Below are 25,658 nucleotides of genomic sequence, written 5' to 3'. Positions count from 1 at the left end.
CAACTATTGCGCGGTATACGCGGCGACTCAGATACCGTACTGGGCGCGGTAAGCCTTCATGGCGGCCAGTTGCGCCGCCAGCTCCGGCTGTTCGGCCTGCTTCTCTTCCAGATACTGGATCAAGTCGCTCATCTGGATGATGGCGATGATGTGAGCGCCGTAGTCACGCTCCACTTCCTGAATGGCGGAGAGCTCGCCCTTGCCCTTCTCCTGACGGTCCAGCGCGATCAGCACGCCAGCCAGGGAGGCGCCGTTGGCCTGGATCAGATCCATGGATTCGCGGATGGCGGTGCCGGCAGTGATGACATCGTCCACCAGCATGATGCGCCCCTTGAGCGGGCTGCCCACCAGATTGCCACCCTCGCCGTGATCCTTGGCCTCCTTGCGGTTGAAGCACCAGGGCACGTCCACGTCGTGCTGCTCCACCAGCTGCACCGCGGTGGCGGAGGCGATGGGGATCCCCTTGTAGGCCGGGCCAAACAGCACGTCGAACTCGATGCCGGCATCCATCAGGGCGGCGGCGTAGAAGCGGCCGAGACGGGCCAGATCGCGGCCGCTGTTGAACAGGCCGGCGTTGAAGAAGTAGGGGCTTTTACGACCGGATTTCAGGGTAAATTCACCGAATTTGAGGACCTGTTTCTCCAGGGCGAACTCGATAAATTGACGCTGGTAGGCTTTCATTCTGGCTCCTTGCTTGGCTTGTCGTTTACTTGTGTGGGGGTATAAAAAAACGCGGTCAATGCCGCGTTTGCAGGATCTGTTGACGCTTCGTCACAGCCGCGACGGAGTCGGTTTTTGCGCAGAACTAGGCATGAGATGCGAAGTTTGGTAATCCAAACGAGGCATCGAATAACGACGTTATGCACAAAAACAGACCCGTCCCTACGGGTTGCGTGGCAAAGGATGCCATGCGTTGTTGCAGGACTTGCCAAGGGAATAACCATTGGCTGCATCCTGCGCCTAGCCTGGCATCCTTTGACACTGCAACGCGACTTGTGCCGAAACATCAACAGGTCCTGGTATCAGGCAAGCGACTGCTTCTGCAGCGCAATGATGTCGGCGATGCCGCCCTTGGCGAGGGCCAGCATGGCCAGCAGCTCCTCGTGGGTGAAGGGTTCGGCCTCCGCGGTGCCCTGCACCTCGATGATGCGACCATCTTCGGTCATCACCACGTTCATGTCGGTCTCGGCGGCGGAGTCTTCGATGTACTCCAGATCGCAGATTGCCTCCCCTTCGAACATGCCGACGGAGACGGCCGCGATCATCTGCTTGAGCGGGCTCTGTTTGATCAGCCCCTTCTCCACCATCCAGTTCAGCGCATCCACCAGCGCCACGCAGGCACCGGTGATGGCGGCGGTACGGGTACCGCCGTCGGCTTGCAACACGTCGCAGTCAACGGTAATGGTGTGCTCGCCCAGGGCACTCAAGTCTACCGCCGCGCGCAGGGAGCGGGCGATCAGGCGGGAGATCTCCAGGGTGCGGCCACTCTGCTTGCCGGACGCCGCTTCGCGGTTCATCCGGGAGTGGGTGGAGCGCGGCAGCATGCCGTACTCGGCAGTCACCCAGCCCTGCCCCTTGCCTTTGAGGAAGCGCGGCACACTGGTGTCGACGCTGGCGGTGCAGAGCACACGGGTGTGGCCGAATTCCACCAGCACGGACCCTTCAGCATGCTTGGTGAAGTGGCGGGTGATGGTTACCGGACGCACCTGGGCGGCGCTGCGATCGCTGGGACGGGACATGGGACTGACCTCTGGGCTGGCTGAATTGGCGCAGGAGTATAAGCGATCGCTACTCAAATATCAGCCGCTAAAACCACCTCGTCGGCTGACGGAGCAGGCCTGGCTGAGTATACTGGCCGCACACTTCATCAAGCTCGGAACAATCAATGATTCACAGCATGACCGCCTACGCCCGCAAGGAACTCAAGGGCGACTGGGGCACAGCCGTTTGGGAAATTCGTTCGGTCAACCAGCGCTATCTGGAGACCTACATTCGCCTGCCGGAACAACTGCGCAGCCTGGAGCCGGTTCTGCGTGAGCGCTTCCGGGCCAAGCTGCAGCGCGGCAAGGTGGAGTGCAACCTGCGCTTCGAGGCCGCCCAGGCCGCCGCCAGCCAGCTGCACATCAATGAAGAGCTGGCCAAGCTCATCATCGAGAGCGCCAACTGGGTGATGAAAGAGGCGGGCCAGGGCCAGCTCAACCCGGTCGACGTGCTGCGCTGGCCGGGCGTCATGGCTGCCGCCGAGCAGGACATGGATGTGGTCGCCACCGAGCTGATGGCCGGCTTCGACCTGACCATGGAAGACTTCCTCGCCTCCCGCGCCAGCGAAGGGGCCAACCTCAAGGCGCTGATCGAACAGCGTCTGGCCGGCATCCAGGTAGAAGTGAAGAAGGTGCGCGAGCACCTGCCGCAGATCATCGAGTGGCAGCGCCAGAAGCTCACCGACCGGCTGGCCGAAGCTAAGGTGGAGCTGGATCCTGCCCGCATCGAGCAGGAGATCGTGCTGCTGGCCCAGAAGATCGACGTGGCCGAAGAGCTGGATCGCCTGGAGATGCACATCAGCGAAACCAACAAGATCATGAAGAAGGGTGGCGCCTGTGGCCGTCGCCTCGACTTCATGATGCAGGAGTTCAACCGCGAGTCGAACACGCTGGGCTCCAAGTCGATCAACGCCGAGGTGACCCAGTCCGCCGTCGAGTTGAAAGTGCTCATCGAGCAGATGCGCGAGCAGATCCAAAACATCGAGTGATCCCCCTCATCGATGCACCAGCCCCCGCCACCCGGGGGCTTTTTTATGCTCGTTTCCCGCAGCGCTCAGCCGCTTGACTGATGGCAACCCCTAGCAAATGGAGCCCGACATGTACCATCACGCAAAGAGGGTCTGCCATGCAGACCCTCTCCTTCTTTTCTATGCATCCCCCACCCGCGCAGGCTAGACCGGTGACTTCAGCCTTCGGCTGCGCAGCAGCAGGGGGAGCTGGTAGAGCACCAGAGCACCCAGCACCAGGCCGGCGCCGGCCAGCTTGGCGGGGCCCAGAGGCTCGTCATAGAAGAGGGTGCTTAAGATCAGGGTCCAGACCGGTTCGAGCAGCATCAGCAGGGCGGCGTGGGCCGTGGTCATCCGGCTCAGGGCGTGGGTGAGCAGCCAGTAGCGCAATGTGGTGGCGATCAGGACGCTGGCCGCAAACCAGCCCCAGATGCCCTGGCTGATGTCGGCGGGCCACTGCTCGGTCAGCAGGGAGAGCAGGGTGCCGAGCAGTCCGGTCACCGCCAACTGGATGCAGGTGAGCCAGGTAGGGGGGATGGACTGGGCGAAGTGGCGGTGCACCGCGAGCTGGACCCCCAGGGTGGCGGCCGCCGCCAGAAACCAGAACAGGGAGAGCGACACACCCCAGTGGGTGCTGCTGGAGAGCAGCAGCAGACCCGCGACGGCCACGGGCAGAGTCAACCAGTAGTGGCGGCCGGGTCTGGCCTTGAAGGCGGCCCAGGCGGCGAGCGGCGCCATCAGGGTGGCCACGCTCATGATGAAGGCGCCGCTGCCGAGCGCATCGCTCTGGCTGATGGCGGTAACCCAGAACAGCAGGCTGGCCCCGAGCAAGGTGCCGCACCCGGCGGCACGCAGCAGTTGTGAGCCACTGGGGGGCGGCTCGCGCAACCAGGCGAGCGGCAACAGCAGCAGGGCGGCCAGCAGGAAGCGGCTGCCGATAAAGGCGGCGGTGGGCAGTTCACGAATCGCCTCTTTCGAGAAGAGCCAGCCAGCGGCGGCCAGCAGGGTGACCAGTATCATCAACAGCAGGGGAGCGCGGTTCATCGGAGCATCACAGGGTCAGGGGCAAAGGGCAGAGCATAAAGGAAAGAGGCGCGGACTGTCTCCCGGGGTTTGGCAAACATGCTGGCGGGGCGGCCACCACGCCGCCCCGCCTCAGTCGTCACCTTCCAGGCTGGCGAGGCAATGGGAGAGGGTGCGCGCCAGCGCCCCCTGATTGCGCAGCACCACGGCGCGGGCCTGCTCCCCCATCTCGCGGCGGGCAGGGGCATCGCCGAGCAGGGTGCTCACCCGGTGGCCGAGCGCCTCGGCGTCCGCCACCACGGCAGCCCCACCCTGAGCCACCAGCTGGCGGGTGATGTCGCTGAAGTTGAAATAGACGGGGCCGGTCAGGCAGGGTTTGCCCAGCGCCGCCGGTTCCAGCAGGTTGTGACCGCCCACAGGCACCAGGCTGCCACCGACAAAGGCGAGATCCGCCGCCGCCAGCATCAGCGGCAGCTCGCCCATGGTGTCACCCAGGTAGATCTTGTCCCTCTCGCCGACCGCACTGCCCGCCGTGCGCCGCACGCAACCGTAGGGGGCGCACAGCTCGGCCACCCGATCGAAACGCTCGGGATGGCGCGGCACCAGGATCAGCAGGGCGGAGGGGTGGGCCTTGAGCACCCGATCGAAGGCGGCCAGCACCTGCTCGTCTTCCCCCTGGTGGGTACTGGCGGCGATCCAGACAGGTCGTGCCTCCCCCAGCTGCTCGCGCAGGGCGCGGCCCCTGGCCTGTGCCTCGTCGCCAAACTGGATGTCGAACTTGATGGAGCCGGTCACCGCCAGCCGGTTGCGCCCTATCCCCAGTCGATGGAAGCGATCCGCATCGTCCTGATGCTGGCAGAGCAGGTGGGTCAATGGGCGGCTCAAGGCATCGAATGCGCCCTGGAAGCGACCATAGCGCTGACAGGATCGCTCCGAGAGGCGGGCATTGAGGATGGTCACCGGCAGGTGCCGTGCCTCGCAGGCCGCCAGCCAGTTCGGCCACAGCTCGGTCTCCATCACCCAGAGGGCGCGGGGCTTGACGGTGCTCAGAAACGCCGAGACGGCCCAGGGATAGTCGAGAGGCGCATAGCGGTGCACCACCAGATCCCCGAGCTTGGCAGCCTGTTCGGCGCCGGTGCGGGTGGTGGTGGTGAGCAGGATGGGCAGCTCGGGGCGCTCGGCCTTGAGGGCGCGGATGAAGGGGGTGATGGCCAGGGTCTCCCCCACGCTCACCGCATGGATCCAGAGGGGAGCCTCCTGTCCGGTCGGCGGCAATCGCCCCAGATGCTCGGCCCAGCGCGCCCCGAAGCCGGGCTTGCCTTTTTTGGGCCTGTAGAGCGCCAGCAGTACCAGGGGCAACCCCAGGTGGATCAGCAGGTTGTAGAGCAACCGGTAGATCATGCTAGCTATTACCGGGTTTAGCAGCGGAGGATTCCACCGGCTGCCGCACTATGGTCAGATCTGCCGTTTCCCCACGCTCCAGCCGATTTCCCGCCTCGATGACCTGTTCCGGCATCAGCTCGATCAGGCACTTGAGGTGGCCGAACTTGCAGGTGCGCTTGAAGCAGGGGCGGCATTCGATGTCGGTGTGGACGATCTCGACCCTGTCCGCCAGCGGTGGGGTATAGAGGGGCGAGGTGGAGCCGTAGACGCCGATCAGCGGCCGGTTGAGGGCGGCCGCCACGTGCATCAGGCCCGAGTCGTTGGCGATGACCCGACCGGCCAGCGCCATCAGGTCGATCGCCTCGTGCAGGCTGGTCTTGCCCGCCAGCACGTGGCAGTTGGGGCGTGACAGGGGGTTGATCCGATCGCGGATGGTGTTGGCCACGTCCACGTCCTTGCCCGAGCCGAAGATCCATACCTGCCATCCCTCGTCGAGGTGCTTTTGCGCCACCACGGCGTAGTGCCCCTCCGGCCAACGTTTGGCCGGGCCGAACTCGGCCCCCGGACAGAGCACCAGCACAGGGCGGGCACGATTCAGGCCGAGCCGCTCCAGCGCCTTGCCCTGGTTGATGAGATCCACGTGCAGGGAGGGATGGGGAATAGCGGGAATGTCGTCCCGACTCTTCATCTGCCCCTTGGGATAGGCCAGAGCCACATAGCCTTCCACCATCAGCGGGAAGGCCTGCTTGTTGCTGCGCATGTCGTTGAGCAGACCGAAGCGGTGCTCTCCCTTCCAGCCGGTGCGCACCGGGATCCTGGCAAACCAGGGGATGAGGGCCGACTTCATGGAGTTGGGCTGGATGATGGCCTGATCGTACTGCTCGGCGGCCAGCTGCTTGCCAAGGCGGCGGCGCGCCCCCAGCTTGAAGTCACCGTGGCCAAGCGGCATGGGGATGGCCTTGTCCACCTCGGGCATGCGCTCCAGCAGCGCCACGCACCAGGCCGGCGCCATCACATGGAGCTCGCTGCCCGGGTGGTTGCTCTTGAGCGCCTTGTAGAGGCTCTGGGACATCACCATGTCGCCGACCCAGGAGGGGCCGATCACCAATATCTTCATCGCGCGTCTTCTCTCGGGACTGGCCCGGCTGTTGATCGTTACTGGGCGAGATTATGCCCCAAGAAAGGCCGAAGAAATAACAGAAGATACCCGTCTGCCCCCGCAAACCGCCTCCCTGGCAGGATCTGCTCCCCCGCGCATCCCTCCTGAGGCCCTCTTCCACCCGGACACGGCGTGCCCTGGGCCACCGGCTGCCGGGTAGCAGAGATCCCCCTTCCCCCGCATTCAAAAGCGGGCCCACCGGGCCCTCGGGTCATGCCCCGCGCGGGGTTTTAGGCTAGAATGGGCGCCAATCCGAGCATGACCCGCCCGCCGGGTGCCAACAAGAGTCCCTTGCCTGTGAAAAAACCGACCCTGGCGGCCGTCCTGATCGTCAAGAACGAAGCCGACAACCTCCGTGCCTGCCTCGCCTCCCTCGAAGGCCTGGCGGATGAAATCGTCATTCTCGACTCCGGCAGTCAGGATGACACCCCGGCCATCGCCGCCGAATTTGGCGCCCGCTTCTTCGTCAACACCACCTGGCCCGGTTTCGGCCGTCAGCGCCGCCTCGCCCAGTCCCATGTCCAGTCGGAATGGGTGCTGTGGCTGGACGCGGACGAGCGGCTCACCCCCGAACTCAGGGAAGCCATCCAGGGGGTCATGGCCAACCCGGCCAGCGACACCATCTACTCCATCCCGCGCCTCTCCTGGGTGTTCGGCCGCTTCATCCGCCACAGCGGCTGGTACCCGGATCGGGTGCTGCGCCTCTACCCCAAGGCGCTGACCGGCTACAACGAGGCGCTGGTACACGAGAAGGTGGAGGTGCGCGCCAACATGAAGATCGTCAACCTGCAGGGCGACCTCCTCCACTACACCTACCGGGATCTGGAACACTACCTGGTCAAATCCGCCGGCTATGCCCGCGCATGGGCCGATCAGCGCACCGCCCGCGGCAAGAAGGGATCACTCGGCCAGGGGCTGGTCCACGCCGTCGGCTGCTTCCTCAAGATGTACCTGCTCAAGGCCGGTTTCCTCGACGGCAAGCAGGGCCTGCTGCTGGCCATCCTCTCCGCCCACTCCACCTTCGTCAAATACGCCGATCTCTGGGTTCGCCAGCAGCCCCAGCAGCCGAAATAGGGCATCGCCCCACAGATCTCATTCATGACTCACCCCTTGTTCCAGCGGGACAAGGGGTGAACCCCATTGCCATGGAGCGGGCGCAGCCCTCGCGGGGCCGCTCACGGCGCAAACCTGGGCGCCACGGACGAAAACTGGCCGCTATAAGCCGAATGCATGGATATTGGCAACATGACCCGACTCCGGCTTATACCGACAGGTTTCCCCTGCCCGGGGCCCGGGCCGGCCCGTCAAGGGGCTGATGGGGGCCACGCCCGGTAGGCCGGTCTGCCAGCAGGGCGCATCCCCATACAGACAGGGCCCCGTGGGGCCCTGTCTGTATGTTCTGTGTGCGCTCTCAGCGCTCGGCGCGCCAGAAGGGCGGCGCCCAGCGGGCGATCTCTGCCGCCATGGCCTTGGGATCGAGCTGGCTCATGTCCTCCGGGTGGTCGCTGTCTTCCGGCGGGCTGAAGGGCAGATGGCGCCCCTCGCCGTTGAGCGGCCGCCAGCGCAGCGGCGTCGCCGAACGGTGTGCCGGGAAGAAACCGACGGTCGGCACGTCCATGGCCGCGGCGATGTGCAGGGGCCCAGTGCTGCCCGCCACGAACAGGGCGGCGTTGGCCATCACCTGGCAGAACTTCGGCAACCCCTCGTCGGAACGATAGATCCAGCCGTTGCCCCCATGGGCCAGCAATTCGGCCGCCAACTGCTCCGCCTTCCCCTCCTCCCCCGGGCCTGCCGTCAGCACGCACTGCAACTCGGGACAGGCCTGGTTGAGCTTGATGATGAGGCGCGAGTACTGCTCGATGGAGAGGTTGTTGGCCGAGCCGCCGCTGCCCGCATGCACCATCAGCCAGGGGCGGCTGGCGTCGAGCCTGAGACGGGCGGCAACCTGCTCGCGCACCTGCAGCAGGCTCTCGGGGTCGAAGCCGAGGTAGGGTCCTTGTGGCTCTACCACGGCCTGATGCTGATCGGCGAGGAAGCGGCGCACCAGATCCAGGTTGTATTCGTACTCCGGCTTCTGGGAGCGGGAGCGGCGCTGCACCAGGCGCTGGTTGTAGAGCACCTGGGCCAGCTTGGTGGCCGGGGCCAGCCGGTAGGGAATGTGCGCCTTCCACACCAGCTTGGCATTGCGGGTGTTGGAGAAGAGGCAGATGGAGGCATCGAAGGCGGCCGCCTTGATGCGCGCCAGCAGGGCGCGTTGCTGCTCCTTGTCGGCCCGGGCACCAGGATCCAGGATGATCTCGTCGATCCATGGGCAGAGGCGGGCCAGGGGCGCCGTGTAGGCGGGAACCAGGGCAGTCACATGACACTCCATGGAGCGCTTGAGCATGGCAAAGCTCGGCCACGCCAGCATGAAGTCACCAATCTTGTCATTGCGGACTACCAGAATACGTTTCATAAAAAATCCCTATGCTCCCTGTCACCAGCGAAGGAGGCTTGATGCGCGATGGGGGTATTCTTGCCTGATGCAGGGCGATTCTCAAGCGAAGACGCCACGGGGCTCCGATTTGTGCGACCCCGGCCGCCGATCAGCGCCAGAAATCCGCGCCATCCCGGTCGCGACAAACCGGCAACAGCCCCTATAATGCGACCAGTTTTCCGGTTTCAGGAATCAGCAGCATGACCAACAAGGTAATCTATCCCGGCACCTTCGATCCCATCACCAACGGCCATACCGATCTCATTGGCCGCGCCGCCAGACTGTTCGACGAGGTGGTGGTCGGGGTGGCCAACAGCCCGAGCAAACGGCCGCTGTTCGATCTCGAGGAGCGCGTTCAGCTGGCCCGGCAGGTGACGGCTCACCTGCCCAACGTCAAGGTGGTGGGCTTCTCCGGCCTGCTGGTGGATTTTGCCAGGGAGCAGCAGGCCAACGTGCTGATCCGCGGCCTGCGCGCCGTCTCCGACTTCGAATACGAGTTCCAGCTCGCCAACATGAACCGTCGCCTGATGCCCACCCTGGAGAGCGTCTTCCTTACCCCGGCGGAGGAGAACTCCTTCATCTCCTCCACCCTGGTGAAGGAGGTGGCGCTGCACGGAGGTGACATCCACCAGTTCGTCGACCCCCTGGTGGCCCAGGCCATCGCCACCAAGCAGCAGCGCTAATCCCTCCCCTGATGGGCAGAAACGAACAAGGGCTACCCGCACCCGCGGGTAGCCCTGGTTGCATCAACGCACTGCACGCCTAGCTGCGGGCAAACTGCTGGCGGATCGCCAGCTCCAGCTGATCGAGCCACTCGTAACGGCGCCGGTACATGGCCCGCTTCTTGGAGGCGATCTCCTCCAGCGGCTTGCGCACCACGGGTTGCAGCCGCACGAAGTTGGCGTCCTGATCGAGGGCGCCAAACTCCTGCCACAGCTCGTCGTAGTCCGCCTGCAGGCAGGCTTTCTTCTTCTTGCTGTACCGTCTTGCCTGGAAGATGTGGGCCTTCATGCGCACCGCACAGACCCGGTGGGCCCCCATGGCCCCGGCCAGCGCCATCACCAGCATCACCACCAGCGACTTGGGTCTCAGACCCTGACCCGCCCGGGTCAATGCCCGCACCTGCTCCTGGGGCTGCTCGACACAGGGCTCTGGCCCCTGCACCGACCCGATCACCAGGGCCAGCTCCTGTTCGTTGCCCGCCAGGGAGAAGGCACAGCTGTAGAGTCGCTCCCCCCGCGCGTTGACGATGGAGAGCGCCAGCTCCGCCTCCCTGCGGAAGGTGCCGTCGTGACGCAGCACGATGCGCCAGCCGCCATCGGGATAATGGCCCAGCACTATCCCCTCCCCCAGATAGAGCGGGTCGATGAGCTCGGGGTACAGGCCCAGCAGCAGGCGGTAGTGATCCTCCACCATCTTGACCCGCTGGTTCACCGTCGAGCAGGCGAAGCGATAGGGGCGCATCGGCTTGTCGAGCAGCTCGGGGTGGCGGGCGGGAAGCGCCCGCAGGGGGGCGCTCTGGAACAGCTCGAATACCCGGTTCAACTGCGCACGGTAGAGCAGACTGCGCAGCAAAAACTTGCCGCGATTGAAGGTCTTGCGGGCGCTGTCTTCGGGATAGAGGAAGCGGGCCATATCGTGGGCACAATAGTGCCCCTGCCGGGATAAATGTTCCCAGTCTATTGATTTAGCTGTCATTTTATTACCTCGCAGCCTGAACTGGCGAGATAGTAGTCATGGGCTGACGCCGCTTCAACAGACCGGAAATACTCTCTTACAACTTGGCCGGTTCCGGCTCAAAAATCCCACTTTCAGCGTTGGCAGTGGGAGCAGAACACCGTGGTTCGCTGGCCCATCTTCACCTCGGTGAGCAGGGTGTGGCAGTGGAAACAGGGCTGGCCGCCACGGCCGTAAACCTGCAGCTGCTGGACGAAATAGCCCGGCTTGCCGTCGGCGCTGGTGAAATCCTTGAGGGTGGTGCCCCCCTGGCGAATGGCCTCGGCCAACACCCGCTTGATCTCGCTCACCAGGGTGCCCAGCCGCTCGGCGCTGATGTTGCCTGCCGCCCGCCTGGGATGAATGCCGGCGGCATAGAGCGCCTCGTTGGCGTAGATGTTGCCTACCCCGACCACCACGTGGTTGTCCATCAGGAACTGCTTGATGGCGGTGCTGCGCCCCTTCGCCCGCTCCCGCAGGTAATCGGCATGGAAGGCGTCGGTGAGGGGTTCCGGCCCCAGCTTGGCGAGCAGGGCATGGGCCTCGGCCGGTTCGCGGGTCCACAGCAGGGCGCCAAAACGGCGCGGATCGTTGAGCCGCAGCAGCTTGCCGTTGGCCAGCTCGATATCCACGTGATCGTGCTTCTCGGCTGGGGTGCCGATGTCCAGCACCCGCAGGCTGCCGGACATCCCGAGATGCAGGATGGCAGTGCCGAAGTCGGTCTCCAGCAACAGGTATTTGGCGCGGCGGCTGACGCGGTGGATGACGAGATCCACCAGCTCCTGGATCTCGCCGGGCACGGGCCAGCGCAGGCGGCCGTCCCGCACCACCACGCGGGTCACCTTGATGCCGGTAAGCCAGGGGGAGATGCCCTGGCGGCTGACTTCGACTTCCGGTAATTCAGGCATGGGCGATCTCTCGTTCAGGGAATGGGACGCATCAGGTCACGGTATTGCGCCTGACTCAGGCTGAGCCAGGTCGAGGAGGGCAGCAGGGCGGCAAACTTGCCGTCGTCCTGATAGAGCCCGACTTCCACCGGATCGCTCTGTCCGGCGATCCAGATCTTGAGGGTCACCGGGGTGCCGCGCACGGGCTCGCCGGGGGGCAGCAGCCAGCCTTGCCACATCTCGATGCGGGCCGCCAGCTGGGCGCTGCCGAGCCCCAGATCCGGCACGCTGCGCCAGCCCTGGCCGATACGCTCTATCTGCCAGCTCGGCCCCTGCCAGGTCAACACCACGGCGCTCTCCGGCAACAGCGGACGCGCGCGTTTGGCACTGTTCTCCTGCTGGGCCTGCTCCAGTCGGTGCAACAGGGTAATGACGATCAACACGACCACGATGATCACGTTGTTCCAGCCTTTGCGGCTCAGTTTGAACATGGCTAGCCTCCCTTCGAATCGGCAGTGTACTGAATTCCAGCCATAAAAAAACCCGGCACGAGGCCGGGTTTTTGCAGCGAAACCAAGTAATTACTTGATTTTGCCTTCTTTGTAGATCACATGCTGACGAATCACGGGATCAAATTTCTTGATCTCCATTTTTTCGGGCATGGTGCGCTTGTTCTTGGTAGTGGTATAGAAGTGACCAGTACCGGCGCTGGAGTTCAGGCGAATCTTATCGCGAATACCTTTAGCCATGATCTAATTCCTTATACCTTAACGCCGCTGGCACGCAGTTCAGCCAGAACCACTTCAACGCCGCGCTTGTCGATGATACGCATGCCTTTTGCGGATACGCGCAGGCTCACGAAGCGTTTTTCACTCTCAACCCAGAAACGGTGAGTGTGCAGGTTCGGCAGGAAACGACGCTTGGTAGCGTTGTTAGCGTGCGAACGGTTGTTACCAACTGCCGGGCGCTTGCCGGTTACTTGGCATACTCTAGACATGTCAGTCTCTCCAAATCTTACTTCATTGCTCGAGCAAATATCTGCCCCGCTGGCCTTCGATTGCGGGGCAAACAGAAGGCGGCATTTTATACAGCATCCGTGATCAAAGATCAACTAATACAGTGCCAGAGCCCAGTCACAACCAACCACGCTCTGCGAAAGAAACCGTGATGCCATCACCGATCACCAGGTGATCAAGCACTCTGATATCGACCAGGGCCAGGGCGGCCAGGATCCGATCCGTGATCTGGCGGTCCGCCCGACTGGGCTCGGCCACGCCGGACGGGTGATTATGCGCCAGAATCACGGCGGCTGCATTATGTTTGAGCGCGATCTGCACGATTTCTCTGGGCCAGACGCTCGCCGAGTCGAGGGTGCCGTAAAAAAGTTCGACAAACCGGATGACCCTGTGCTGGTTGTCGAGCAGCAGCAGGGCGAACACCTCCCTCCCCCGATCCCGCAACTGGGCTTGCAGAAAGTCACGGGTAAGCCCGGGCGAGGTGAGCGCCTCTCCCCGTTGCAACTGTTCGGCCAGATGGCGCCGCCCCATCTCCAGCACCGCCTGCAACTGAGCATACTTGGCAGGTCCCAGCCCGTGAGCGCCACAAAAATCCTGCTGCTCGGCTCCCAGCAGTGCCCGCAGGGAACCAAACTGCTGCAACAACTGGCGGGAGAGATCCACCGCACTCAACCCGCTAACCCCGGTGCGCAGGAAGATGGCCAGCAGTTCGGCATCGGAGAGCGCCGTCGCCCCTCGGCGCAGCAGCTTTTCCCTCGGGCGCTCCTCTTCCGGCCACTCCTTGATGCTCATTTGTCTCTCCCTCATGGCTAATGAGAGAAAACATAGCAAAGAATCCCGCGAGCCCGACCACAACTCCCCCATGTCAGCCTCTGTCGCCACCCATTGCCTGTGCTATCTTAGCCGACCAATCAGAGTGAGCCGGAAGAGAAGCAGCAGATGAGATTGGCCGATAAACGCATCCTGTTGGGTGTCAGTGGCGGGATCGCCGCCTACAAGAGTGCCGAACTGGTACGTCGCCTGAAAGATCAGGGGGCCGAGGTGCGAGTGGTGATGACCCGCTCCGCTAAGGAGTTCATTACCCCGCTGACCCTGCAAGCCGTCTCAGGCCACCCGGTGGCCGACAGTCTGCTGGACCCGGCTGCCGAGGCGGGCATGGGCCACATCGAACTGGCCAAGTGGGCCGATCTGGTGCTGATCGCACCCGCCAGCGCCAACCTGATGGCCCGCATGGCCGCCGGCATGGCGGACGAGCTGCTCACCACCCTCTGCCTGGCCACCCCGGCGACTGTCGCCCTGGCGCCAGCCATGAACCAGCAGATGTATCGCAACGCCGCTACCCAGGCCAACCTTCAGACCCTAGCCGAGCGCGGCATTCAGCTGTGGGGGCCAGACTCCGGCAGCCAGGCCTGCGGCGACGTGGGCCCGGGCCGGATGCTGGATCCCCTGGAACTGGTGGAACGCTGCTGCCAGCAGCTCGCCGCCGAACCGCTCCTGGCAGGCGTCAGGCTGCTGCTCACCGCCGGGCCGACCCGCGAGGCGCTGGATCCGGTGCGCTATATCAGCAACCACAGCTCCGGCAAGATGGGCTACGCCATCGCCCGCGCCGCGCGCGAAGCGGGCGCGGAGGTGACCCTGGTGAGCGGCCCGGTGGCACTGGCCACCCCGGCCGGCGTTACCCGCATCGATGTGGAGAGTGCCCTGCAGATGCACGAAGCGGTGATGAGCCGGGTCGGTGAGTGCGACCTATTTATCGGCTGCGCTGCCGTCGCCGACTACCGTCCCGCCCAGGTGGCCGAGCAAAAGATCAAGAAGACCGGCGACAACGACCAGATGCAGCTGACCCTGGTCAAAAACCCCGACATCATCGCCGATGTGGGGGCGTTGTCAGACAAACCCTTCACCGTCGGATTTGCCGCCGAAACCGTGGATGTGGAACAATACGCCCTCGACAAACTTCGACGTAAGCGGCTGGACATGATCGCAGCCAACGATGTGTCCCGTGCAGGCCAGGGTTTCAATGCCGATGACAACGCCCTGACCGTCTTCTGGCAAGGGGGTCAAGCGGCCCTGCCCCTGGCCGATAAGCTGACGCTCGCCCGTCATCTTGTCGCCCTGATTGCACGCCATTATCGACCCTGAGCCCATTGAACATGCCGGGAGCCCCAGGCTCCTGCAGTACCACCCGATCGCCAGGCGATCCAATTGAAAAAGATTCATGACGACACAAATTGAACTGAAAATCCTGGATGCCCGCATCGGCACCGACTTCCCGCTGCCCGCTTACGCCACACCGGGCTCCGCTGGCATGGACTTGCGCGCCCTGCTGGATGCCCCGCTGACCCTGGCCCCTGGCGACACCACGCTGGTGCCGACCGGGCTGGCCATTCACATCCAGGATCCGGGTCTGTGCGCCACCATCCTGCCCCGCTCCGGCCTCGGCCATAAGCACGGCATCGTACTGGGCAACCTGGTCGGCCTCATCGACTCCGACTACCAGGGTCAGTTGATGGTCTCGGTCTGGAACCGTGGCAACGACAGCTTCACCATGCAGCCTGGCGAGCGCATCGCCCAGCTGGTGATCCTGCCAGTGGTACAGGCCAGCTTCCAGTTGGTCGACGAATTCAATCAGAGTGAACGGGGTGAAGGCGGGTTTGGTTCTTCTGGTCGCCAATAACAAGACCACACGGCCCCCTGGGGCACGTGCCAAATAATAGAATCAAGCCATTGTTTTTTTAGGGGAATCCATGGCAAGCAGTAACCAGAAACAGAGTCGGCGCGATCAGATCCTGCAGGCACTCGCCCACATGCTGGAAACCAGCCCGGGCCAGCGCATCACCACGGCACGCCTCGCGGCCGAGGTGGGCGTGTCCGAGGCGGCCCTCTACCGGCATTTTCCCAGCAAGGCGAGGATGTTCGAGGGGCTGATCGACTTTATCGAGGATTCCCTGCTGTCACGGGTCAACCTGATCATGGCCGAAGAGAAGGACACCATGGCCCGCTGCCATCACATACTGCAGCTGCTGCTGGTGTTCGCCGAGCGCAACCCCGGCATCACCCGCATTCTCAATGGCGATGCCCTGCTGGGCGAACACGATCGGCTGCGGGATCGCATCAGCATCCTGTTCGACAAGCTGGAGACCCAGATCAAGCAGGTACTGCGCGAGAAACGGCTGCGGGAAGGCCAGGGCTTCCAGCTCGACGAGACCATGCTGGCCAACCTGCTGCTGGCCTATACCGAGGGCCGCATCAGCCAGTTCGTCCGCTCGGAGTTCAAAATCAAGCCCACTGCCGGGTTTGAAGATCAGTGGCAGTTTATCCGCAGCCAGCTGCTGCAAAGCTGAGCCAGCAGACCGCATCAACCAATGCACGTCCGCTCCGAGTTCACAATCAAGCCCACCGCCGGGTTTGAAGATCAGTGGCAGTTTATCCGCAGCCAGCTGCTGCAAAGCTGAGCCAGCAGACCGCATCAACCAATGCACGTCCGCTCCGAGTTCACAATCAAACCCACTGCCGGGTTTGAAGATCAGTGGCAGTTCATCCGCAGCCAGCAGCTGCAAAGCTGAGTGCGCACATGCCCAGCGTCCCTGCGCCAGCAGGGTTGTGACAAAACGGGAGGCCTTGGCCTCCCTTGCTTTTTGTGGCACAAAAGAAGAGACAAGCACCAGATGCGACCCAGCTTGTCGCGCTCAAGTGTTAGATTCATCTGCCATAAATCTTCACACCAACAGGACATCCTATGGAACCCGAGATCATTACCGAAGCACAGACCTGGCTGACCAACAACCAGGGGCTGATCATCGAGTATGCGGTCAACATCGCCGCCGCCCTGATCACCCTGCTGGTCGGTTACATTGCAGCCAACCTTCTCAGCGGTGGCGTGGTCAAGGTGATGCAGACCCGCAAGCTGGACACCACCGTCACCCACTTCGTCGGCAGCATCCTCAAATACACCATCCTGGTGTTCGTGGTGATCGCCGCCCTGGGCCGGGTCGGGGTGCAGACCGCCTCCTTCGTCGCCATTATCGGTGCCGCCGGTCTGGCCATCGGTCTGGCGCTGCAGGGCTCTCTCTCCAACTTTGCCGCCGGTTTCCTGCTCATCATCTTCCGCCCCATCAAGGCAGGGGAATTTATCGAGGTGGCAGGCACCAATGGCGTGGTGCAATCGGTCCAGCTCTTCACCACCACCCTCACCTCGGGTGACAACAAGATGGTGGTAGTGCCCAACTCCGCCATCCTCAACGGCACCATCGTCAACTACTCGCGCATGGATACCCGCCGCGTCGACATGACCTTCGGCATCGGCTACGGCTCGGATCTCCGCAAGGCCAAACAGATCCTGGAGCGGCTGGTGAGCGAAGAGCCCCGCATCCTGAAGGAGCCGGCAGCCACCATTGCCGTTGCCGCGCTGGCCGACTCCTCAGTCAACATCGTGGTGCGTCCCTGGGTCAAGACCGGTGATTACTGGGGTGTCTGGTTCGACTTCCACGAGAAGGTGAAGCTCACCTTCGACGCCGAGGGCATTGAGATCCCCTTCCCCCAGCGTGTGGTTCACATGCAGAAGACGGCGGATTGATCCTCGGTGTGCGTTCTCCAGTGCCAGCCTTCGGGCTGGCACTGTCGTTTCTGCCTTCTGTGACATGAAAAAACCGGCCACAGGCCGGTCTTGCGCACCAGATAGCACCGCGTTCTCACCCCAGCCGGCGTGCAACCCGGTTGAGCAGGGGCTGCATCAGCACATAGCCCCCCAGCACGGCTCCGATCACCACCAGCACGCGGATCTCCAGCGTCGGCGCCGCATTGGCCAGCGTCAGGGTCAGCAAACCGATGAGGCCGGTGGCGATCAGGCTCAGGGCAAACAGGGATAACAGGGATAACAGGGATAACAGGGCTTTCATCTCGATCTCCTCATTCCACACCATTGATTCCATACCTTGGCCATCCCTGGGAGATCTCGTCCATTCGGCTCATATGGTAGCCAGCGTCTGTTGCCCGCCATTTGCGTCTGCTCAAAAAACCGTCCGATGAGCGTCTGTTGAATACCCTTTTATCTGTCACGCCAGCTTTCCAGAGCCACGGCCGTGCTCCCCTTGAAATGAAAGCCTTTTCAACCCGAACAAGCATGCGCGAACGCAAGATCCCGGGGTACTGGGTGACTCATAATCGCACTGTTTTGGTTGTACACTCCCTCGTTGCAGACAATTGGTAATGCTCTGTTACACGGGGCGCACGGAGTGCCCGGTATAATGCTCGCATAATAAGGTTTGGCGGGAGCCTTGCCTGCAAGGTTCAAACACAACTTGGAAGACTGATAATCCTATGAAAAATATCAATCCAACCCGGACCCAGGCCTGGCAGGCACTGGAAGCCCATTTTGCAGCCAACAAGGAGATGCGTCTCAAGGATCTGTTCGCACAGGATCCCAAGCGTTTTGACAAGTTCTCCCTCACCTTCGGTGGCGACATCCTGGTCGACTACTCCAAGAACCTGATCACCGAAGAGACCCTCAAGCTGCTGGTGAACCTGGCTGGCGAGACCGATCTGCGCAGCGCCATCGACGCCATGTTCAACGGCGACAAGATCAACATGACCGAAGGACGCGCCGTACTGCACACCGCCCTGCGCAACCGCTCCGACCGTCCCATCGAGGTTGACGGCAAGGACGTGATGCCGGAAGTGAACGCCGTACTGGCCAAGATGAAGGGCTTCTGCGAGAAGGTCATCGGTGGCGAGTGGAAGGGCTATACCGGCAAGGCCATCCAGCACGTGGTCAACATCGGCATTGGTGGCTCCGATCTGGGCCCCGTCATGATCACCGAGGCCCTGCGCCCCTACAAGAATCACCTGGAGATGCACTTCGTCTCCAACGTCGACGGCACCCACATCGCCGAGACGCTCAAGAAGATCGATCCGGAAACCACCCTGTTCCTGGTGGCCTCAAAGACCTTCACCACCCAGGAGACCATGACCAACGCCCTGACCGCCCGCGACTGGTTCCTCGGTCACGCCGGTGACAAGGCTCACGTGGCCAAGCACTTCGCCGCCCTGTCTACCAACGGCAAGGCCGTGGCCGAGTTCGGCATCGACACCGACAACATGTTCGAGTTCTGGGACTGGGTCGGCGGCCGTTACTCCTCCTGGTCCGCCATCGGCATGCCCATCGCCCTCTCCCTCGGCTTCGAGCACTTCGAGGCCCTGCTGCAAGGCGCCTTCGAGATGGACATGCACTTCGCCACTGCCGCCTATGAGCAGAACGTGCCCGTGCTGCTGGCCCTGATCGGCCTGTGGTACAACAACTTCCATGGTGCCGAGTCCGAAGCCATCCTGCCGTACGATCAGTACATGCATCGCTTCCCTGCCTACTTCCAGCAAGGCAACATGGAGTCCAACGGCAAGTACGTGGATCGTGACGGCAATCCGGTGGACTACCAGACCGGTCCCATCATCTGGGGTGAGCCGGGTACCAACGGCCAACACGCCTTCTACCAGTTGATCCATCAGGGCACCAAGCTGATCCCCTGCGACTTCCTGGCGCCGGCCATCAGCCATAACCCCATCGGTGACCACCATCCGAAGCTCCTGGCCAACTTCTTCGCCCAGACCGAGGCCCTGGCCTTCGGCAAGAGCAAGGAAGCGGTGGAGGCCGAGTTCCTGGCCGCCGGCAAGACGCTAGAGCAGGTCAAGGATCTGGTGCCGTTCAAGGTGTTCGAAGGCAACCGCCCGACCAACTCCATCCTGTTCAAGCAGCTGACTCCGAAAACCCTCGGCTCCCTGATCGCCATGTACGAGCACAAGATCTTCGTACAGGGCGCAATCTGGAACATCTTCTCCTTCGACCAGTGGGGTGTGGAGCTGGGCAAACAGCTGGCCAACAAGATCCTGCCGGAGCTGGGCACCGATGAAGCCGTCACCAGCCACGACGGCTCCACCAACGGCCTGATCAACACCTGGAAAGCCTGGAAGGCCTGATTGCTCCCGCCCTCCAGAATGCAAAAGCCCCGCTCGATGAGCGGGGCTTTTTTATAGGCTTCAATCTGTCTGTTTGCATCATCCGGACGACAGGCCAGGTGTCTAAGCCAGCCAGTAACGGGGATCGTCATCCCCGCCCCTTCCGATGCCGCTCAGCGAAGGCTTAACCGCCGACGGCAATACGCTTCATGTCCTTCATGTAACCACGCAGGGTCTGGCCGATCTTCTCGATCGGGTGGTTGCGGGTCGCTTCGTTGGCAGCCAGCAAGGCCAGGTTGTCCACCGCCTTGCTCTCGGCACGGGCACTGCCCAGGTCCCCTGCTTGCAGGGTCGGCATGAAGTGCTCGCGCAGCAGCGGCACGGCGGCGTTGGCGAACAGGTAGTTGCCGTACTCCGCGGTATCGGAGATGACCACGTTCATTTCGTACAGACGCTTGCGGGCGACGGTGTTGGCGATCAGCGGCAGCTCGTGCAGAGACTCGTAGTAGGCGGACTCTTCATAGATGCCGGAGGCCACCATGGTTTCGAACGCCAGCTCGACACCCGCCTTGACCATGGCCACCATGACCACGCCATTATCGAAGTACTCCTGCTCGGCGATCTTGCCAGCATAGGCAGGGGCATTCTCGAAGGCGGACTTGCCAGTCTCTTCGCGCCAGCCGAACAGCTTGGCATCGTCTTCGGCCCAGTCAGCCATCATGCCGCGGGAGAACTCGCCGGCGATGATGTCATCCATGTGCTTCTCGAACAGCGGACGCATCAGGGTGCGCAGTTGCTCGGAGAGCTCGAAGGCACGCAGCTTGGCCGGGTTGGAGAGACGGTCCATCATCAGGCTGATGCCGCCCTGCTTCAGGGCCTCGGTGATGGTCTCCCAGCCGAACTGGATCAGCTTGCCGGCATAGGCCGGGTCAGTGCCCTCGGCAACCAGCTTGTCGTAGCAGAGCAGGGAACCGGCCTGCAGCATGCCGCACAGAATGGTCTGCTCGCCCATCAGATCGGATTTCACTTCCGCGACGAAGGAAGATTCCAGCACGCCGGCACGGTCGCCACCGGTAGCAGAGGCCCACGCCTTGGCAATGGCCATGCCCTCACCCTGGGGATCGTTCTCCGGGTGGACGGCGATCAGGGTCGGTACGCCGAAACCACGCTTGTACTCTTCACGCACTTCGGTGCCCGGGCATTTGGGTGCAACCATCACGACGGTGATGTCGGCACGGATCTGCTGACCCTCTTCCACCACGTTGAAGCCGTGGGAGTAGCCCAGAGCGGCGCCCTGCTTCATCAGCGGCATCACGGTTTTGACGACGTCGGAGTGCTGCTTGTCCGGAGTCAGGTTCAGCACCAGATCGGCGGTCGGGATCAGATCTTCATAGGTGCCGACCACGAAGCCGTTGTCAGTGGCCTTCTGCCAGGAGGCGCGCTTCTCGGTGATGGCGGCCTTCCGCAGGGCGTAGGAGATGTCCAGCCCGGAGTCGCGCATGTTCAGACCCTGGTTCAGGCCCTGGGCGCCACAGCCCACAATCACCACCTTCTTGCCCTTCAGCACGTTGCAGCCGTCCGCGAACTCTTCGCGCTGCATGAAACGACACTTGCCCAACTGGGCCAACTGCTGACGCAGGTTCAAGGTGTTGAAATAGTTAGCCATGGTGATTGCTCCGTTCGATTGATTCCATGCCGGATAGCGGCGTTGTCGAAACCACTATAGCGCGGGACACTTATTGCCTGAACTGATATATTCGAAACAGTACGTTGCAGGAATTGAAATGTGATTTCCCGTAATCTCCCGCCGCCGAGCCATCGTGCTACAGGGCGCCTGACAACGCCGCAGGAATAAAAAGATGGACCTTCGCAATCTCGAACTGTTTCTCCACCTCGCCGACTCCCTCCACTTCGGCAAAAGCGCCGATGCCATGGCGGTCAGCCCCTCCACCCTGAGCCGCGCCATCCAGCGACTGGAACAGGAGACCGGCTGCGTGCTGTTCGAGCGGGACAACCGCTCGGTGCGGCTCACCCCTGCTGGTGACAAGCTGCGGGAGTTTGGCGGTGCCTTGCTGCAGGAGTGGCGCCAACTCAAACAGGAGCTCAAGCGCAGCGACGAGCCGCTGCAAGGGCGGCTGCGGGTGTTCTGTTCGGTTACCGCCAGCTACTTTCTGCTGCCCGAGGTACTGGAACGCTTTCGTCGCCGTTATCCCCAGCTGGAGATCAAGCTGGAGACCGGCGACCCGGCACTGGCAGTGGACAAGATCCTGGCTGACGAAGCCGATCTCGCCATCGCAGCGAGGCCGGATGCGCTCTCGTCCAAGCTGGAATTCGCCAGCCTGCAACAAGTCCCTCTGGTGTTCATCGCCCCCCGCAATGCCCCCCAGCAGGGTCAGTGGTTCCCCCAGGGCGAACCTGACTGGGAGCACCTGCCGCTGATCCTCTCCGAACAGGGGCTGGCCCGAAAGCGCTGTGATCAATGGTTTCGCAACAAGGGGATAGCTCCCAACATCTATGCAGAAGTGGCGGGCAACGAGGGCATCGTCGCCATGGTGGCCCTCGGCTTCGGTGTGGGTGTCGTGCCTGCCGCCGTCATCGATCACAGCCCCATGGGGGACAAGGTGCGTGTGGTCGAGCCCAAACCGGCGCTCAAAGCGTTCGACGTCGGCATCGCCGTGCTCAAGAAGCGGCTGGAAGAGCCGCTGATCCGCGCCTTCTGGGACACCGCACGCGGCCAGGGAGGCCTTCGCTGATCCGGCAGGCGTCAGAGCCACGGTGAGTGTCAAATGTATCAGTATGAAAGTGGGGGAGAAGAGGGGACACTGGCCGGCACCATCCAGCCACCATCAAGGAATAGAGCGTGAGCCAGCATCTTGTCGAAATCCGCAGTGCCATCCTGTTCGCAGAATATCTGCAAAGCCTCGGGGTCCAGCGCCATGAACTCGATCGGGAGCAGGAGATCTATCTCCAGGACAGGCACCTCGCCACGGTGCAATGCATTCAGGGGGAGCTGCGCTTTTATCTGCGCGCCAGCGCACTGGCCAGATCGTGATCCGCAATCGGTCACAGTACCCGCACGCAAAGCGTATTAGACTGGCACCATCCGTCCCCCTCGCCCCGGGGGCCACCACGAGGAGTGCCCATGAAACAAAGCGGCCTGGATCGGCTCTTCAAACCTCACTCGATCGCCGTCATCGGCGCCTCCAGTGATCCGCAGAAAGCAGGCCATGTGGTCATCCGGCACCTGCTGGCGGGTCAGTTCCAGGGCCCTATACTACCCGTAGCCCCCCGCAGCCAGGCCATCGCTGGCGTGCTCGCCTATCCGGACATAGAGAGCCTTCCCCTCTCCCCCGATCTCGCCATCGTCTGTACCCGGCGCGAACGGGTACTGCCGCTCATCGAGGAGCTCGGCAAGAAAGGAACCGGAGCCGCCATCATACTGGCCGCCCAGTTCTCCACTGACGAGCGCCTGCGGCTCAAGCATCTGTGCCAGCAATACGGCATCCGGCTGCTCGGCCCCAACAGCATGGGCATGCTGCTCCCCGGGCAGGGTATCAACGCCAGCTTTTCCCCCATTGCAGCGACTCCGGGACAGGTCGCGTTTCTCTCCCAGTCGGCAGCGGTCAGCACCACCATCCTGGATTGGGCCAAGCAGCGCGAAATCGGCTTCTCGGCCTTCATCTCCCTGGGCGATCATTGCGACATCGACTTTGGCCAACTGCTGGATCAGCTCTCCCGGGACGGGACGACCCGCGCCATCCTGATCTACATGGACAAGCTGCACGATGCCAGGCACTTTCTCTCCGCCGCCCGTGCCGCCTCGCGCAACAAACCCATCCTGATCCTCAAGAGCGGTCGGCATGACCCGGCCAACGGTCTCGACAATGTCTATGATGCCGCCATCCGCCGGGCTGGCATGCTGCGCGTCCGGGATACCCACGAACTGTTTGCCACTGTCGAGACCCTGAGCCACTCCCTGACCCTCAAGGGGGAGCGGCTCGCCATCCTCTCCAATGGGCGCGGCCTCGCCAACATGGCCGCAGACGTACTGCTGTCTCGGGGAGGCAAGCTGGCGATGCCACCCCTCGACATCGGCAGCGATGCCGATATCGAGGCCTACAAGAGTGCACTCGAGACGCTGCTCCAAGGGGACGGTGCCGATGCCATCCTGCTGATCCATGCACCGTCCCTCACCGCCCGAGGTGTCACCCTCGCCAGCAGCCTGATCGACTTCATCAAGCAGCATCCCAGGGCCAGACGATTCAACATCCTGACCAACTGGGCAGGCGAATACTCCGCCCAGGAGGGGAGACGCCTGTTCAATGAGGCGGGCATCCCGACCTATCGCACCCCGGAAAGCGCCGTCACGGCCTTCATGCATATGGTGGAATATCGCCGCAACCAGAAGCAGTTGATGGAAACACCAGCCTCCCTGCAGGGCGACAGGCTCGATGTCGAGCGCTGCCAGCAGCTCCTTGGGCAAGCGCTGGACCGCCAGCAGCGGGTGCTGGACACCCACCTGGCCCATCCCATCTTGCAGGCAGCCGGGCTATCCACCCTCGCGACCTGGATCGTATCCGATGCCATCGAGGCCGCACTGACTGCAGAACAGATTGGCTACCCCGTAGCGGTGAAGCTGCGATCTCCCGACATCGCCCACAAATCCGATGTACACGGTGTCATGCTGAACCTGCGCACCTCGGCGGAAGTCGCCCTGGCGGCGGATGCCATTCTGGACAGGGTACGTCAGCACGATCCTGGCGCCCGCATAGAAGGGCTTCTGGTACAACGCATGGCACGCCGCAGCGGGGGTCTGGAGATACGGATCCGCTTGCAGCAGGATCCGGTCTTCGGCCCCGTCATCCTGCTCGGGGAATCCGGCGCTGAGCCCCGCGAGATGGTCGCGGCCCTTCCTCCCCTCAACCAGGCACTGGCTCGCTACCAGATCATTGGTGCCCTCAAGGATGGCAAGATCCGCGAGCAGGCCAGTCCGGTACGGCTCGATATCGACGCCCTCGGCCAGGTGCTGTGCCAGCTCTCCGAGCTGCTGCTGGCCTTCCCCGAGATACAAGAACTGGATCTGCACCCGCTGCAGGCCTGTGGTGAAGAGATGGTGATCCTGGATGCCCGGCTCGTCCTGGCAGAGCGAGGACAACAAGTGCTGCCACTGGCCATTCGCCCCTATCCCACCGAGCTGGAAGAGGGTGCCTGGCTGAAAGATCAGAGTCATGTGCTGCTGCGCCCCATCCGCCCCGAAGACGAGCCGGCCCACAAGCAGTTCGTGCGGCAGGTGTCTGATGAAGACAGGTACAAACGCTTTTTCGCCGACGTGGGGGAGCTGGGGCATGAGGAGCTGGCCCGCATGACCCAGATCGATTATGACCGGGAAATGGCCTTCGTCGCCGTGGGTCAGGACGGCCCTTTCAGCCAGCAGATCCTGGGAGTGGTGCGAGCCATTGCCAGCCCGGATCAATCGGATGCGGAGTTTGCCATCCTGGTCCGCTCAGACTTGAAAGGGCTCGGGCTCGGCAAGTTGATGATGGAAAAGATCGTGCGCTATGCCAGAGAGCGTGGCATAGGCCAGCTCTCTGGCATGACCATGCCCAGCAATCGCGGCATGATCAATCTGGCCAAACGGCTCGGTTTCAAGATCGATATTCAGCTGGAAGATGGGATAGTCAACATGGAGCTGCCCTGTGCTGATCAGGTTGTATAACGATACAATCGTGGTGGTAAATCAACCAGATATGGATGGATAACGTGAATTTCAGGCAATAAAAAACCCCGCTCGAGTAAGCGGGGTTTCTTGTATTGGGTGCCTGGCAGTGTCCTACTCTCGCATGGCGAATGCCACACTACCATCGGCGCTACAGCGTTTCACTTCTGAGTTCGGCATGGGGTCAGGTGGTTCCACTGCGCTATTGCCGCCAGGCAAAAATCTTCAATCTCGGAAAGCTGACGTGAATAACGACTTCGCTAGTGTGCGTTGTCATTACCACTGAATTTGAGTAGTTCGCTCATTCGCTACAAGGCCAGAAACACTTCTTGGGTGTTGTATGGTTAAGCCTCACGGGTAATTAGTATGGGTTAGCTCAACGTATCGCTACGCTTACACACCCCACCTATCAACGTTGTGGTCTCCAACGGCCCTTTAGGACCCTCAAGGGGTCAGGGATGACTCATCTCAGGGCTCGCTTCCCGCTTAGATGCTTTCAGCGGTTATCGATTCCGAACTTAGCTACCGGGCAGTGCCACTGGCGTGACAACCCGAACACCAGAGGTT

Annotated in this window: 25 protein-coding genes, 2 rRNA genes and 1 pseudogene (1 of these 28 running past the window's edge); 12 read left to right on the top strand and 16 right to left on the bottom strand. The window is 62.5% G+C overall.

The window, feature by feature from the left end; translation table 11 throughout:
- Positions 1 to 27: 27 nt before the first annotated feature.
- Together pyrE and rph are read right to left on the bottom strand one after the other, a co-directional pair.
- Positions 28 to 681: an orotate phosphoribosyltransferase gene (pyrE, locus tag C2U37_RS08220; RefSeq protein ID WP_010676102.1), complete on the bottom strand. Its 654-nt coding sequence runs from the start codon at positions 679 to 681 to the stop codon at positions 28 to 30.
- A 341-nt stretch (positions 682 to 1,022) separates the two neighbouring features.
- Positions 1,023 to 1,739, bottom strand: coding sequence for a ribonuclease PH (rph, locus tag C2U37_RS08215; RefSeq protein WP_010676103.1), 717 nt, complete (start codon positions 1,737 to 1,739; stop codon positions 1,023 to 1,025).
- Positions 1,740 to 1,885: 146 nt separating this feature from the next.
- On the opposite strand from rph, the gene C2U37_RS08210 reads away from it, so the two are divergent.
- Positions 1,886 to 2,749 (top strand): YicC/YloC family endoribonuclease, encoded by an 864-nt coding sequence (locus C2U37_RS08210; RefSeq protein WP_010676104.1) that lies wholly within the window; start codon positions 1,886 to 1,888, stop codon positions 2,747 to 2,749.
- Between the two features lie 183 nt (positions 2,750 to 2,932).
- On the opposite strand, the gene C2U37_RS08205 is transcribed toward C2U37_RS08210, so the two are convergent.
- From C2U37_RS08205 to waaF, 3 genes are all read right to left on the bottom strand, one after another.
- A complete protein-coding gene (locus tag C2U37_RS08205) occupies positions 2,933 to 3,811 on the bottom strand; it encodes a DMT family transporter (protein ID WP_104452100.1) in 879 nt (292 codons plus the stop codon).
- A gap of 111 nt (positions 3,812 to 3,922) precedes the next feature.
- Entirely contained in the window at positions 3,923 to 5,191 is a 1,269-nt protein-coding gene (waaA, locus tag C2U37_RS08200; RefSeq protein ID WP_104452099.1) for a lipid IV(A) 3-deoxy-D-manno-octulosonic acid transferase, read from the bottom strand.
- 1 nt (position 5,192) lies between these two features.
- Positions 5,193 to 6,290: a lipopolysaccharide heptosyltransferase II gene (gene waaF, locus C2U37_RS08195; protein ID WP_104452098.1), complete on the bottom strand. Its 1,098-nt coding sequence runs from the start codon at positions 6,288 to 6,290 to the stop codon at positions 5,193 to 5,195.
- A gap of 339 nt (positions 6,291 to 6,629) precedes the next feature.
- Here waaF and C2U37_RS08190 point away from each other — a divergent pair, with 339 nt between their 5' ends.
- Positions 6,630 to 7,406: a glycosyltransferase family 2 protein gene (locus C2U37_RS08190; RefSeq protein WP_010676108.1), complete on the top strand. Its 777-nt coding sequence runs from the start codon at positions 6,630 to 6,632 to the stop codon at positions 7,404 to 7,406.
- Positions 7,407 to 7,743: 337 nt separating this feature from the next.
- Here C2U37_RS08190 and C2U37_RS08185 read toward each other — a convergent pair whose 3' ends face one another.
- Positions 7,744 to 8,787 carry a glycosyltransferase family 9 protein gene (locus C2U37_RS08185; RefSeq protein ID WP_104452097.1) on the bottom strand — a complete coding sequence of 348 codons (1,044 nt, stop codon included), beginning with the start codon at positions 8,785 to 8,787 and terminating at the stop codon, positions 7,744 to 7,746.
- 221 nt (positions 8,788 to 9,008) lie between these two features.
- Here C2U37_RS08185 and coaD point away from each other — a divergent pair, with 221 nt between their 5' ends.
- On the top strand, positions 9,009 to 9,491 hold the full coding sequence (gene coaD, locus C2U37_RS08180) for a pantetheine-phosphate adenylyltransferase (RefSeq protein ID WP_039040988.1): 483 nt from the start codon (positions 9,009 to 9,011) through the stop codon (positions 9,489 to 9,491).
- Between the two features lie 79 nt (positions 9,492 to 9,570).
- Here the strand turns inward: coaD and C2U37_RS08175 are convergent, their stop codons facing one another.
- From C2U37_RS08175 to radC, 6 genes are all read right to left on the bottom strand, one after another.
- Positions 9,571 to 10,443 carry a VirK/YbjX family protein gene (locus C2U37_RS08175; protein ID WP_103260972.1) on the bottom strand — a complete coding sequence of 291 codons (873 nt, stop codon included), beginning with the start codon at positions 10,441 to 10,443 and terminating at the stop codon, positions 9,571 to 9,573.
- Between the two features lie 176 nt (positions 10,444 to 10,619).
- Positions 10,620 to 11,432, bottom strand: coding sequence for a bifunctional DNA-formamidopyrimidine glycosylase/DNA-(apurinic or apyrimidinic site) lyase (mutM, locus tag C2U37_RS08170; protein ID WP_010676112.1), 813 nt, complete (start codon positions 11,430 to 11,432; stop codon positions 10,620 to 10,622).
- A 14-nt stretch (positions 11,433 to 11,446) separates the two neighbouring features.
- Positions 11,447 to 11,902, bottom strand: coding sequence for a hypothetical protein (locus tag C2U37_RS08165; protein WP_102983710.1), 456 nt, complete (start codon positions 11,900 to 11,902; stop codon positions 11,447 to 11,449).
- Between the two features lie 90 nt (positions 11,903 to 11,992).
- On the bottom strand, positions 11,993 to 12,160 hold the full coding sequence (rpmG, locus tag C2U37_RS08160; RefSeq protein ID WP_005323752.1) for a 50S ribosomal protein L33: 168 nt from the start codon (positions 12,158 to 12,160) through the stop codon (positions 11,993 to 11,995).
- Between the two features lie 11 nt (positions 12,161 to 12,171).
- Positions 12,172 to 12,408, bottom strand: coding sequence for a 50S ribosomal protein L28 (gene rpmB, locus C2U37_RS08155; protein ID WP_005307492.1), 237 nt, complete (start codon positions 12,406 to 12,408; stop codon positions 12,172 to 12,174).
- 136 nt (positions 12,409 to 12,544) lie between these two features.
- Positions 12,545 to 13,219: a RadC family protein gene (radC, locus tag C2U37_RS08150; protein ID WP_010676114.1), complete on the bottom strand. Its 675-nt coding sequence runs from the start codon at positions 13,217 to 13,219 to the stop codon at positions 12,545 to 12,547.
- A gap of 147 nt (positions 13,220 to 13,366) precedes the next feature.
- Between radC and coaBC the strand changes: the two genes are divergently transcribed.
- The 5 genes and pseudogenes from coaBC to C2U37_RS08125 all read left to right on the top strand — a co-directional run bounded on the left by coaBC (position 13,367) and on the right by C2U37_RS08125 (position 17,003).
- Positions 13,367 to 14,569, top strand: coding sequence for a bifunctional phosphopantothenoylcysteine decarboxylase/phosphopantothenate--cysteine ligase CoaBC (gene coaBC / locus C2U37_RS08145; RefSeq protein WP_042879081.1), 1,203 nt, complete (start codon positions 13,367 to 13,369; stop codon positions 14,567 to 14,569).
- Between the two features lie 76 nt (positions 14,570 to 14,645).
- Positions 14,646 to 15,104: a dUTP diphosphatase gene (dut, locus tag C2U37_RS08140; RefSeq protein ID WP_010676116.1), complete on the top strand. Its 459-nt coding sequence runs from the start codon at positions 14,646 to 14,648 to the stop codon at positions 15,102 to 15,104.
- 70 nt (positions 15,105 to 15,174) lie between these two features.
- Positions 15,175 to 15,771, top strand: coding sequence for a nucleoid occlusion factor SlmA (slmA, locus tag C2U37_RS08135; RefSeq protein WP_010676117.1), 597 nt, complete (start codon positions 15,175 to 15,177; stop codon positions 15,769 to 15,771).
- A 27-nt stretch (positions 15,772 to 15,798) separates the two neighbouring features.
- Positions 15,799 to 15,882: pseudogene (locus C2U37_RS08130) on the top strand (nucleoid occlusion factor SlmA); the annotation flags it as partial.
- A gap of 284 nt (positions 15,883 to 16,166) precedes the next feature.
- A complete protein-coding gene (locus tag C2U37_RS08125; RefSeq protein ID WP_039040993.1) occupies positions 16,167 to 17,003 on the top strand; it encodes a mechanosensitive ion channel domain-containing protein in 837 nt (278 codons plus the stop codon).
- Between the two features lie 115 nt (positions 17,004 to 17,118).
- Here the strand turns inward: C2U37_RS08125 and C2U37_RS08120 are convergent, their stop codons facing one another.
- Complete coding sequence (locus C2U37_RS08120) at positions 17,119 to 17,325, bottom strand: holin (protein WP_233768464.1); 207 nt, start codon at positions 17,323 to 17,325, stop codon at positions 17,119 to 17,121.
- A gap of 421 nt (positions 17,326 to 17,746) precedes the next feature.
- On the opposite strand from C2U37_RS08120, the gene pgi reads away from it, so the two are divergent.
- A complete protein-coding gene (pgi, locus tag C2U37_RS08115; RefSeq protein WP_039040994.1) occupies positions 17,747 to 19,396 on the top strand; it encodes a glucose-6-phosphate isomerase in 1,650 nt (549 codons plus the stop codon).
- A 163-nt stretch (positions 19,397 to 19,559) separates the two neighbouring features.
- Here the strand turns inward: pgi and ilvC are convergent, their stop codons facing one another.
- Positions 19,560 to 21,041 (bottom strand): ketol-acid reductoisomerase, encoded by a 1,482-nt coding sequence (gene ilvC / locus C2U37_RS08110; protein WP_104452096.1) that lies wholly within the window; start codon positions 21,039 to 21,041, stop codon positions 19,560 to 19,562.
- A 193-nt stretch (positions 21,042 to 21,234) separates the two neighbouring features.
- Here ilvC and ilvY point away from each other — a divergent pair, with 193 nt between their 5' ends.
- From ilvY to C2U37_RS08095, 3 genes are all read left to right on the top strand, one after another.
- Positions 21,235 to 22,128 carry an HTH-type transcriptional activator IlvY gene (gene ilvY / locus C2U37_RS08105; RefSeq protein ID WP_104452095.1) on the top strand — a complete coding sequence of 298 codons (894 nt, stop codon included), beginning with the start codon at positions 21,235 to 21,237 and terminating at the stop codon, positions 22,126 to 22,128.
- 107 nt (positions 22,129 to 22,235) lie between these two features.
- On the top strand, positions 22,236 to 22,427 hold the full coding sequence (locus tag C2U37_RS08100; RefSeq protein WP_010676124.1) for a hypothetical protein: 192 nt from the start codon (positions 22,236 to 22,238) through the stop codon (positions 22,425 to 22,427).
- Positions 22,428 to 22,517: 90 nt separating this feature from the next.
- Positions 22,518 to 25,091 carry a bifunctional acetate--CoA ligase family protein/GNAT family N-acetyltransferase gene (locus C2U37_RS08095; protein ID WP_104452094.1) on the top strand — a complete coding sequence of 858 codons (2,574 nt, stop codon included), beginning with the start codon at positions 22,518 to 22,520 and terminating at the stop codon, positions 25,089 to 25,091.
- 101 nt (positions 25,092 to 25,192) lie between these two features.
- Here the strand turns inward: C2U37_RS08095 and rrf are convergent.
- Both rrf and C2U37_RS08085 read right to left on the bottom strand, forming a co-directional pair.
- A 5S ribosomal RNA gene (rrf, locus tag C2U37_RS08090) occupies positions 25,193 to 25,307 on the bottom strand.
- Positions 25,308 to 25,431: 124 nt separating this feature from the next.
- A 23S ribosomal RNA gene (locus C2U37_RS08085) occupies positions 25,432 to 25,658 on the bottom strand (it continues 2,662 nt past the right edge of the window).

This window comes from Aeromonas sp. ASNIH1 (assembly GCF_002934285.1).
Classification (GTDB): Bacteria; Pseudomonadota; Gammaproteobacteria; order Enterobacterales; family Aeromonadaceae; genus Aeromonas; species Aeromonas caviae.
The sequence above is the reverse complement of the archived record's forward strand: the minus strand, read 5'-3'. Positions and strand labels throughout refer to the sequence as shown.

Excerpts from the sequence above, each read along its gene's own strand:
- pyrE (WP_010676102.1), bottom strand. The coding sequence starts at position 681 with ATGAAAGCCTACCAGCGTCAATTTATCGAGTTCGCCCTGGAGAAACAG.
- rph (WP_010676103.1), bottom strand. The coding sequence starts at position 1,739 with ATGTCCCGTCCCAGCGATCGCAGCGCCGCCCAGGTGCGTCCGGTAACC.
- C2U37_RS08210 (WP_010676104.1), top strand. The coding sequence starts at position 1,886 with ATGATTCACAGCATGACCGCCTACGCCCGCAAGGAACTCAAGGGCGAC.
- C2U37_RS08205 (WP_104452100.1), bottom strand. The coding sequence starts at position 3,811 with ATGAACCGCGCTCCCCTGCTGTTGATGATACTGGTCACCCTGCTGGCC.
- waaA (WP_104452099.1), bottom strand. The coding sequence starts at position 5,191 with ATGATCTACCGGTTGCTCTACAACCTGCTGATCCACCTGGGGTTGCCC.
- waaF (WP_104452098.1), bottom strand. The coding sequence starts at position 6,290 with ATGAAGATATTGGTGATCGGCCCCTCCTGGGTCGGCGACATGGTGATG.
- C2U37_RS08185 (WP_104452097.1), bottom strand. The coding sequence starts at position 8,787 with ATGAAACGTATTCTGGTAGTCCGCAATGACAAGATTGGTGACTTCATG.
- coaD (WP_039040988.1), top strand. The coding sequence starts at position 9,009 with ATGACCAACAAGGTAATCTATCCCGGCACCTTCGATCCCATCACCAAC.
- C2U37_RS08175 (WP_103260972.1), bottom strand. The coding sequence starts at position 10,443 with ATGGCCCGCTTCCTCTATCCCGAAGACAGCGCCCGCAAGACCTTCAAT.
- mutM (WP_010676112.1), bottom strand. The coding sequence starts at position 11,432 with ATGCCTGAATTACCGGAAGTCGAAGTCAGCCGCCAGGGCATCTCCCCC.
- C2U37_RS08165 (WP_102983710.1), bottom strand. The coding sequence starts at position 11,902 with ATGTTCAAACTGAGCCGCAAAGGCTGGAACAACGTGATCATCGTGGTC.
- rpmG (WP_005323752.1), bottom strand. The coding sequence starts at position 12,160 with ATGGCTAAAGGTATTCGCGATAAGATTCGCCTGAACTCCAGCGCCGGT.
- rpmB (WP_005307492.1), bottom strand. The coding sequence starts at position 12,408 with ATGTCTAGAGTATGCCAAGTAACCGGCAAGCGCCCGGCAGTTGGTAAC.
- radC (WP_010676114.1), bottom strand. The coding sequence starts at position 13,219 with ATGAGCATCAAGGAGTGGCCGGAAGAGGAGCGCCCGAGGGAAAAGCTG.
- coaBC (WP_042879081.1), top strand. The coding sequence starts at position 13,367 with ATGAGATTGGCCGATAAACGCATCCTGTTGGGTGTCAGTGGCGGGATC.
- dut (WP_010676116.1), top strand. The coding sequence starts at position 14,646 with ATGACGACACAAATTGAACTGAAAATCCTGGATGCCCGCATCGGCACC.
- slmA (WP_010676117.1), top strand. The coding sequence starts at position 15,175 with ATGGCAAGCAGTAACCAGAAACAGAGTCGGCGCGATCAGATCCTGCAG.
- C2U37_RS08125 (WP_039040993.1), top strand. The coding sequence starts at position 16,167 with ATGGAACCCGAGATCATTACCGAAGCACAGACCTGGCTGACCAACAAC.
- C2U37_RS08120 (WP_233768464.1), bottom strand. The coding sequence starts at position 17,325 with ATGAAAGCCCTGTTATCCCTGTTATCCCTGTTATCCCTGTTTGCCCTG.
- pgi (WP_039040994.1), top strand. The coding sequence starts at position 17,747 with ATGAAAAATATCAATCCAACCCGGACCCAGGCCTGGCAGGCACTGGAA.
- ilvC (WP_104452096.1), bottom strand. The coding sequence starts at position 21,041 with ATGGCTAACTATTTCAACACCTTGAACCTGCGTCAGCAGTTGGCCCAG.
- ilvY (WP_104452095.1), top strand. The coding sequence starts at position 21,235 with ATGGACCTTCGCAATCTCGAACTGTTTCTCCACCTCGCCGACTCCCTC.
- C2U37_RS08095 (WP_104452094.1), top strand. The coding sequence starts at position 22,518 with ATGAAACAAAGCGGCCTGGATCGGCTCTTCAAACCTCACTCGATCGCC.